This is a genomic window from Tropicimonas isoalkanivorans, assembly GCF_900112335.1.
In the GTDB taxonomy this organism is placed as follows: Bacteria; Pseudomonadota; Alphaproteobacteria; order Rhodobacterales; family Rhodobacteraceae; genus Tropicimonas; species Tropicimonas isoalkanivorans.
This window is the reverse complement of the sequence record NZ_FOLG01000022.1, coordinates 42,874-50,916: the sequence shown is the minus strand read 5'-3', so window position 1 is coordinate 50,916 and position 8,043 is coordinate 42,874. Positions and strand designations below refer to the sequence as shown.

Here is an 8,043-nt window from a genome sequence, read left to right as displayed (position 1 = left end):
CAACGCGATCGGCACTGCCGAGGTCGTCCGCGTGGCCTGAGCCTGAACGGGAAAGGGGCACTCACGCCTCGGGCCGCCTTTCTACAACAACGCCGTATCGACGGCTCTTGACGAAGCAAGCGTTTTCTCCTGCTTGGACATCGCCCGTTCGGCGTAGATAGCGAGCGCCAGGGGGCCGTCCGATCAATGTTGAGCCGCTTGCATCCGCCGGATTTCGCCTTGAATCCCGGCCTTCCCGGCGCTATGGCCCTGCAACTCCACATGGGTTGGCGTGCATCGATTCGGGTCGCACGCCGCTTTGTGTTGGCGAAAGGGCCGTTGAGCGGCCATTGAAATCAAGGCACCGGGCGCGGCCGTGCGTCGGGCGGAACGAAGGGTAATTACAGGTCATGGCGAAGCGTTGGTATTCGGTTAGCGTCCTCTCGAACTTCGAGAAGAAGATCGCCGAACAGATCCGCCACGACGTGGCCCAGGCCGGTCTCGAGGAAGAGATCGACGAGGTTCTGGTGCCCACCGAAGAGGTCATCGAGGTTCGTCGTGGCAAAAAGGTGACCGCCGAGCGCCGCTTCATGCCCGGATACGTACTGGTACACATGGAGATGACCGACCGCGGCTACCACCTGATCAACTCGATCAACCGCGTGACCGGGTTCCTCGGACCGCAGGGCAAGCCGATGCCGATGCGCGACGCGGAGGTGAACCAGATCCTCAACCGCGTCGAGGAAGGCGTCGAAGCACCGCGCTCGCTCATCACCTACGAAATCGGCGAGCAAGTAAACGTGACCGACGGGCCCTTCGAGGGCTTCTCGGGCATGGTCGAGGAAGTTGACGAAGACAACCAGCGCCTGAAGGTGATGGTGTCGATCTTCGGCCGCGCGACTCCGGTCGAGCTGGAATTTACCCAGGTGACCAAGGGCTCCTGACCAGCCCGTCGGCTGATCGCCCCTCCCCGCTGTGATATGCTCACTGGCGGGAGGACCTCCAACGACTGGAACGACCGTCGTAGGCCTTGGCGCAACGGGGAGCGCATTGGCGCACACCCTGCTGGCGGCAGGTGAAACCGTCACCGTCTGAAACCGAACGCCCGAAAAAACCGCGCGCCTGGCCGAAGCGGGCGCGCAGTCTGTCGAGGATTTGGCGGCGGCTGTCGCGGCCAGCCCTGTCACGATTTTCTGTGTCACGTCACGCAAGGACACCCGCGCGCTCTGCGCCGAGCTTGGCGACGTGCTCTCCGGAGGCACGGTAGTGGACCTGAGCACGGGCAATGCCGAAGACGCTGAGGCGCTCGCCGGTGATCTGTCCCGCTGCGGCGCCCGATGGCAGATCGGCATGAGCAACGTGACCGTTACGGGGCACGGGTTGAATTGGCATTCGCCAGGGTGTAAGTGCCCGCCACTCCCGGCAGTGCGTGTCTCTCGATTCGCGCAGCTCAGTTGCCGGGACATGTGGGAGGCAAGGCGGACGCGTCCGCCGACCCAGACCACATCAACCGAAACGTCCGGAACGCGTTCCGGATGTGTTGAGAAAAGGAGAGGCCAGATGGCCAAGAAACTCGTCGGCACCCTTAAGCTTCAGGTGCCCGCCGGACAGGCGAACCCGTCCCCCCCCGTGGGCCCCGCTCTCGGTCAGCGCGGCATCAACATCATGGAATTCTGCAAGGCGTTCAACGCCAAGACGCAGGACATGGATGCGGGCGCGCCCTGCCCCACGATCATCAGCTACTATCAGGACAAGTCCTTCACCATGGACATCAAGACGCCGCCGGCGTCGTACTTCCTGAAAAAGGCCGCCAAGAAGAAATCGGGCGCCAACAACCCGGGCAAGGAGACGGTCGGTTCCGTGACCGTGGCCCAGGTGAAGGAGATCGCCGAGGCCAAGATGAAAGACCTGAACGCCAACGACGTCGAAGCCGCGATGCAGATCATCCTCGGCTCCGCACGGTCGATGGGTATCGAGGTGAAGGGGTAAGTCATGGCGAAGCTTGGAAAACGCACCCGCGCCGCCCGTGAAGCCTTCGACGGCAAGGAGAACCTGACCGTCGAAGAGGCCGTGAGCCTCGTGAAGGGCAACGCCAACGCGAAGTTCGACGAGACGATCGAGCTCGCGATGAACCTCGGCGTGGACACCCGTCACGCGGACCAGATGGTCCGTGGCACCGTCACCCTGCCCAACGGCACCGGCAAGACCGTCCGTGTGGCCGTCTTCGCCCGTGGCGACAAGGCCGAAGAAGCCAAGGCCGCCGGCGCCGATATCGTGGGCGCGGAAGACCTGATGGAAACCATCCAGGGCGGCACCATCGAGTTCGATCGCTGCATCGCGACGCCGGACATGATGCCGATCGTCGGCCGCCTCGGGAAGATCCTCGGCCCGCGCAACCTGATGCCGAACCCGAAGGTCGGCACCGTGACCCCCGACGTGACTGCCGCCGTGCAGGCCGCGAAGGGCGGTGAGGTTCAGTTCCGCGCCGAAAAGGGCGGCGTCGTGCACGCCGGCGTCGGCAAGGCGAGCTTTGACGAGGCCAAACTGGTAGAAAACGTTCGCGCCTTCTGTGACGCGGTGGCTCGGGCCAAGCCCTCGGGCGCCAAGGGCACCTACATGCAGAAGGTGTCCCTGAGCTCCACCATGGGGCCGGGCGTCACCGTCGACGTGGCCAACGTCACCGCGCAGTGAAGCATCTTCAATGCACCGATCCAGAAAGGGCGCCTCTCGGCGCCCTTTTGTTTTTGGCGACCGGAATGATGCGGAGCTATCCGGCTCCGCGAGGGCTCGTGCCGATCAGGCCAGGTAGTCGAAGACGAAATCGTCTACGACCGGGGTTCCGGTGAAGTCCATATCGTCCAATTCGGCATAGATCCCCTTCTGCCCCTCGACGCGGATCTCGATCGACTCGAACTCCGCGATGACCATGCCGATCGTGTCGAGCTGGGTAAAACTCAGGCCGTCGTACTCGGATCGTATCTCCTCCTCGAGCGCGGATGCCGTGGCCTCGTCGATGACCGTCAGACGCAGGGTGTCATCTCCGCGCACCGTGGGACTGCCAGTCTCCAGTGTGGCTGTCCCGGTCACACGCACCTCGAGGCTGCCCGTGTTGTCGTTGAAGAAGTCGTCATTCAGGCCGAGCTGCAACTCTTCTGCGCCCTCCGGTACGGTGACGGTGGCTTCGTTGCCAACCTCGAACGGCGTCCCAACGATCACACCGTCGCCATCCGTGAACGTGCCCATGAGCGCGTTCAGGAAGGTATCCCAGTCTTCAGGGGTATAGAGGCTGGGGAAAAATCGTCCGCTACTGCCCGGGTCGCCATTCTTCTGATAGCCCGAATCGACGTAGCCGTCGCCGTCCACTTCGCCAACTCCGCCGAAGGCGTTGGTCAGCCCCGAAAGCACCTCGATTGTCATCGTGGTTCCAGCCACGAAAGTCAGCCCATCGGATGCATTGAAAACGACCGGCGCCGTTCCGTCATCGGCCCCGAAGGCGAAATCGGGATTGAGTGTCCGTTCCCAGGGCTCCGTGGTCGCGGCGACATCACGGATGCTGCCCCCGTAGCCGGTCAGCGCAACAGCCTTGCCACCGATGGCAAAATCCCACAGGCCGTCGCCCCCGTCACCCGACTGGGACCAGATCACTGTGTCGTCCCCGGCGCCACCCACAGCGATGTCGCTGCCCGCCCCGGCAAAGCGAATAACGTCCGCGCCGCCATCCCCGAACAAAAGATCGTCGCCCGTGCCGCCGCGCAGCGTGTCATTGCCGTTGCCGCCGACGAGCATATCGTCGCCATCGTTCCCGACCAGTTTGTCTTTACCGTCTTCGCCGACCAGCAGATCGTTGCCCCCGCCACCGATCAGCGTGTCATGTCCCAGGCCCCCATAGACGGTATCGTCTCCAACGCCGCCCCTGAGTTCGTCGTCGGCCCCTTCGCCGAAGATGAGATCATCGCCACCGTCACCCCGGACCATATCGTATCCACCTCTGGCCCAGATAATGTCGTCGCCACCAAAGCCGCGTATGTAATCCGCAGTGGCTGTGCCTTGGAGCCAATCGGGGCCCCACGTTCCATAGATGTAATTCATGGCCGCCTCCCGTGATGTTCTGGGGCAGGCGTCACTCCACCTTAAGACCTTCGGGCGCTCCTACCCCGTCAAATCGCTGGCGCGAGACTAAACCTCGGCGCCTTCGCTCGCATTGACAGCCATCAACGCCAGGCATGATCGGAGGCGGCAGACGTCAGCGTCTCGGGCCAAGCTCTTGGGCGCCAAGGGCACCTCCATGCTGAAGGTGTCCCTGCGCTCCACCATGTGACCGAGCGTCACCGTCGACGTGGCCAACGTCACGGCGCAGTAGCCCGCCGCCGGAATCCCGGTACAGCAAACGCAAGAAGATCCTGCCCCAATCTGGCGGTGTCTTATTCTTTCGGAGGCTGCGTGGCGCCCCGGCGGCCCAAGGCACGGTCAGCGCTCCACGCCCAAGTCTATCAAGACTTCGACGATCTCGCGATACGTCGGCATATTCCTTGCCATCGCCCACGTCAGCGGCGTGAGGCCCGATTCATCCTCCGGCGACATGTCCACCCCGAGGTTCGCGAGATACCGTAACAAGGCATCCCCGCCGACATTGATGTAGGATTCCCAGGATGCTGCGTAGTAGAATGGCGTCCGGCCGTTCCCGCTCTCTGCCTCGATATCGGCACCGCCATCCACAAGCAGTTCGACCAACTCATGATCGCCCACAAGGCTCGCGATCATAAGCGGCGTCATGTTCTCGGCAAATTCGCGAGTGTCGACCTCCACCCCGGCGTTCAGAAGCGCCGTAACGATCGCCGGATGCCCGGCCACCGTCGCATGGTGGATGGCGGCAAGGCCGGTCTTGTCCCGGGCCGCGACATCCGCTTCGTTCTCCAGCAGAAGGCGAACCGTGTCGAAGTCGCCCAGTTCGGCAGCAAGGTGCAGGGCCGTCTTGCCATTGATTTCGCTGACAGCATTCACGTCGGCGCCAGTTTCAATCAAAAGGCGGGCGATGTCGGCATGGCCTTCCGCAACGGCGGCGTGGAGCGGCGTGCCGATAATGAAGTCGGTCTCATCCAGATCGTCGGTATTGGCTACCGCCTCCGATACTGCCGCCCGGTCGCCCATCCGAACGGCGTCGTGCAGGGGGCCGGCCGTCGCTGCGCTGCCTGCCAGCAGGATGCCGAACAGTGGGACTGTTCGCCATGAAATACGAGCGTGCGTCCTCAACATGGCCACCTCCGCGCCGATTGACCTTAGGTCAGGACCATACCACGAATCCGGGACTCCGGCGCTCTCCAATCGGAAAATGCCGGGTCCCTTTCACCTTCACGGCCGCGGCGCTTGGTGGCTTCCTGCTTATGTCCCCTCGCGGCGCTTTGCCGACCAGCCGGTGTCGGCTATGCAGGACAAAAGCAATACGAGCAGGACAACGCCCATGACGATCACCAGACGCGCCGCTTCGTTCGGCGTTCTCGCCACGCTCGCTGCCTGTGCCGGTGGCGGAACGGGCACCGCGCCGCAGGTGACCCGCGTGCGCGCCGTCCCCAACCCCGCGTTCGATGCCTGGGTGGTGAGCTTCAAATCGCGCGCCGCATCTCGCGGCATTTCTCAGGCAACGCTTGACCGGGCGTTCCGCAATGTGGGCTACCTGCCCGAAGTGATCGAAAAGGACCGCAACCAGACGGAATTCACTCGCAGCCTCGAAGATTACCTGGCGATCGCCGCCTCCGACGAGCGGGTGCGCATGGGCAAGGCCGCGATGCGGCAGTACGGCTCCACCCTCGCGGCCATCGAGGCGCAGTATGGCGTTGACCAGCAGGTGGTTGCCGCGATCTGGGGGCTGGAGAGCAAATACGGCACGCGCAGAGGCGACATCCCGGTCATTTCCTCGCTCTCGACACTCTCCTTCGACGGCCGGCGCGGTGCCTTCATGGAAAAGCAGCTCATGGCCGCGCTGCGCATCCTTCAACGCGGGGACATCACGCCGGAGCGGATGACGGGAAGTTGGGCCGGTGCGATGGGCCACACCCAGTTCATCCCGACGTCTTTCGAGGCCTTCGCGGTGGACTTCACTGGCGACGGACGGCGAGACATCTGGTCGGACAACCCGGCCGACGCGCTGGCGTCCACGGCATCCTACCTGAAACGCAACGGCTGGCGGCAGGGTCAGCCATGGGGCATGGAGGTCCGCCTGCCCGCAGGCTTCTCCACCGGCCTCACCGGGCGGGGCAACGCCCGCAGCGCGTCAAGCTGGGCGACGATGGGCGTGACGGATGTCAGTGGACGGCCGGTGCCGGACTATGGAAGCGCCGCAATCCTGATGCCACAGGGCGCAAATGGCCCGGCCTTCATCACTTACCGCAACTTCAACGTGATCCTGCGCTACAACAATGCGGAGAACTACGGGCTCGGCGTGGGGCATCTCTCGGACCGGCTCATCGGCCGCCCGCCCATCCAGGCGGGCTTTCCTCCTGACGCACGGGGGATGAGTATCGACGACCGGAAGGAGTTGCAGCAGAGGCTCACCGCCAAAGGCTTCGACACGCAAGGGACCGATGGCGTGATCGGTGGCAATACCGAGGCCGCCATTTCCGCTTACCAGCGGAGCCAGGGCCTGCCGGTCACCGGCCAGCCGTCGCTCGATCTGCTCCGACGGCTGCGGTAAACCGCCCACGCTCACGGCAAATTGCAGTCCGAGGGGCCCGCCGCCTCTGGACCGTTCCGGCGCACTGGGGCATGGAGGGCGCCATGCGCAATTTGCACAATATCGTGATCCTGATCCTGGTGGTCTGCGTGCTGCCGTGGGGCGCCTATGCCGGCGCCCTATCGGCGAAAGCGACGCCCAAATGGGCCGTCGCCACACAACACCCATCGGATGATATGGCCGTTATCGCCGCAGAGGCCGGGAGCACGCTCAAGGCGGAACGCCCGCCGAAGGCCTGCCGCAAGGGAATGCTCCCCGGATCACCCTGCGGCCCGGACCTCGCCATCCCCATCACGGCCGCGCGGTGCGCGCGCGCACCGGCCCTGCGCCTACTCCGGCCTGATCCGGGGTGCCGCCGGACAGGTATGGCCCCACCGGGTCAGCTCGATCCGCCCCGTCTTATCTGAACAAAATGCCGCCGAAAGGCCTTTACCAGATGAGACACCAGAGGAATTTCCATATGTTCACAAGACGCAGTTTCCTTGCCGTGGGCAGCGCCGCCGCTCTGTCGGCCTGTACCCAGCCCGTACCGGAGACCGTGACCCGCCAGCCCGTTCCGCTCGAGCCGATCCCCCCGCTTCCGGCCTTCTACGGCGCAAACTTCGACGAGCCCTACCCGGTTCCAGCTGTGCCCGAAGGGGTCGTGCCGGAACGCCTCTGGCGGCAACAGGTCGAAAACCCCTACCCGCAGGAGATTCCCGGCACCATCATCGTCGACCCCGACAATGGCTACCTCTACCTCGTCGAGGCGGATGGAATGGCGCTGCGCTACGGGGCCGGCACCGGGCGGCAGGCGTTCTCGTGGTCCGGCGTGGCAAAGCTGCAATTCAAGCGGAAATGGCCGCGCTGGAAGGTCCCGCAAGAGATGGCCGAGCGTCATCCGGAACTAGAGCCCTACACCGTCGCCAACGGCGGAATGGACCCGGGGCCGGGCAACCCGCTGGGCGCGCGTGCGCTCTATCTTTACCAGAATGGCGAAGACACGCTGTACCGCATCCACGGCGGCTGCGAGGCGCAGCACCTCGGCAAAGCCGTTTCCTCCGGCTGTGTCCGTCTGTTGGATCAAGACGCCATAGACCTGTACGAGCGCGCCCAGGACGGCGCGAAAGTCTGGGTGCTTCCATCTCTCGCTCCACCGGAAATCGGCCCGCTCTACTGAGGGCCGACGCCCATTCTTGCCGGAGGCGGCCACGTAGGAAGATCTGCCCTTGGCAATCGGGTGGTTTACGAATAACACACTCTCTCGCGAACCAGCGTGCGATTCGTCGCACGCTGCTTTGCGTTTCGTCCAAGACGGTGGGTGGCGACTTCGCCTTAATTTCCTGCCTGAGACGGGA

Annotated in this window: 8 protein-coding genes and 1 pseudogene; 7 read left to right on the top strand and 2 right to left on the bottom strand. The window is 64.1% G+C overall.

Going from position 1 to position 8,043, the window contains the following annotated elements; genetic code table 11:
- Positions 1-389: 389 nt before the first annotated feature.
- The 4 genes and pseudogenes from nusG to rplA all read left to right on the top strand — a co-directional run bounded on the left by nusG (position 390) and on the right by rplA (position 2,670).
- Positions 390-923 (top strand): transcription termination/antitermination protein NusG, encoded by a 534-nt coding sequence (gene nusG, locus BM075_RS22320; protein WP_093362863.1) that lies wholly within the window; start codon positions 390-392, stop codon positions 921-923.
- Between the two features lie 211 nt (positions 924-1,134).
- Positions 1,135-1,260 (top strand): annotated as a pseudogene (locus BM075_RS25215) (hypothetical protein); the annotation flags it as partial.
- A gap of 279 nt (positions 1,261-1,539) precedes the next feature.
- Positions 1,540-1,968 carry a 50S ribosomal protein L11 gene (gene rplK, locus BM075_RS24260; RefSeq protein WP_143089928.1) on the top strand — a complete coding sequence of 143 codons (429 nt, stop codon included), beginning with the start codon at positions 1,540-1,542 and terminating at the stop codon, positions 1,966-1,968.
- 3 nt (positions 1,969-1,971) lie between these two features.
- Complete coding sequence (gene rplA, locus BM075_RS22310; RefSeq protein WP_093362861.1) at positions 1,972-2,670, top strand: 50S ribosomal protein L1; 699 nt, start codon at positions 1,972-1,974, stop codon at positions 2,668-2,670.
- 105 nt (positions 2,671-2,775) lie between these two features.
- On the opposite strand, the gene BM075_RS22305 is transcribed toward rplA, so the two are convergent.
- The gene (locus tag BM075_RS22305) at positions 2,776-4,068 is read right to left on the bottom strand and encodes a calcium-binding protein (RefSeq protein WP_093362860.1); all 1,293 of its coding nucleotides are present in this window, start codon (positions 4,066-4,068) and stop codon (positions 2,776-2,778) included.
- Positions 4,069-4,446: 378 nt separating this feature from the next.
- Entirely contained in the window at positions 4,447-5,232 is a 786-nt protein-coding gene (locus BM075_RS22300; RefSeq protein ID WP_093362859.1) for an ankyrin repeat domain-containing protein, read from the bottom strand.
- A 205-nt stretch (positions 5,233-5,437) separates the two neighbouring features.
- Between BM075_RS22300 and BM075_RS22295 the strand changes: the two genes are divergently transcribed.
- From BM075_RS22295 to BM075_RS22285, 3 genes are all read left to right on the top strand, one after another.
- The gene (locus BM075_RS22295) at positions 5,438-6,667 is read left to right on the top strand and encodes a lytic murein transglycosylase (RefSeq protein ID WP_093362858.1); all 1,230 of its coding nucleotides are present in this window, start codon (positions 5,438-5,440) and stop codon (positions 6,665-6,667) included.
- A gap of 83 nt (positions 6,668-6,750) precedes the next feature.
- A complete protein-coding gene (locus BM075_RS22290; RefSeq protein WP_093362857.1) occupies positions 6,751-7,113 on the top strand; it encodes a hypothetical protein in 363 nt (120 codons plus the stop codon).
- A gap of 53 nt (positions 7,114-7,166) precedes the next feature.
- Positions 7,167-7,865 carry a L,D-transpeptidase gene (locus BM075_RS22285; RefSeq protein ID WP_093362856.1) on the top strand — a complete coding sequence of 233 codons (699 nt, stop codon included), beginning with the start codon at positions 7,167-7,169 and terminating at the stop codon, positions 7,863-7,865.
- Positions 7,866-8,043 lie beyond the last annotated feature (178 nt).

Bases quoted from the DNA above. Each gene is read 5' to 3' on its own strand.
- nusG (WP_093362863.1), top strand. From the start codon at position 390: ATGGCGAAGCGTTGGTATTCGGTTAGCGTCCTCTCGAACTTCGAGAAG.
- rplK (WP_143089928.1), top strand. From the start codon at position 1,540: ATGGCCAAGAAACTCGTCGGCACCCTTAAGCTTCAGGTGCCCGCCGGA.
- rplA (WP_093362861.1), top strand. From the start codon at position 1,972: ATGGCGAAGCTTGGAAAACGCACCCGCGCCGCCCGTGAAGCCTTCGAC.
- BM075_RS22305 (WP_093362860.1), bottom strand. From the start codon at position 4,068: ATGAATTACATCTATGGAACGTGGGGCCCCGATTGGCTCCAAGGCACA.
- BM075_RS22300 (WP_093362859.1), bottom strand. From the start codon at position 5,232: ATGTTGAGGACGCACGCTCGTATTTCATGGCGAACAGTCCCACTGTTC.
- BM075_RS22295 (WP_093362858.1), top strand. From the start codon at position 5,438: ATGACGATCACCAGACGCGCCGCTTCGTTCGGCGTTCTCGCCACGCTC.
- BM075_RS22290 (WP_093362857.1), top strand. From the start codon at position 6,751: ATGCGCAATTTGCACAATATCGTGATCCTGATCCTGGTGGTCTGCGTG.
- BM075_RS22285 (WP_093362856.1), top strand. From the start codon at position 7,167: ATGTTCACAAGACGCAGTTTCCTTGCCGTGGGCAGCGCCGCCGCTCTG.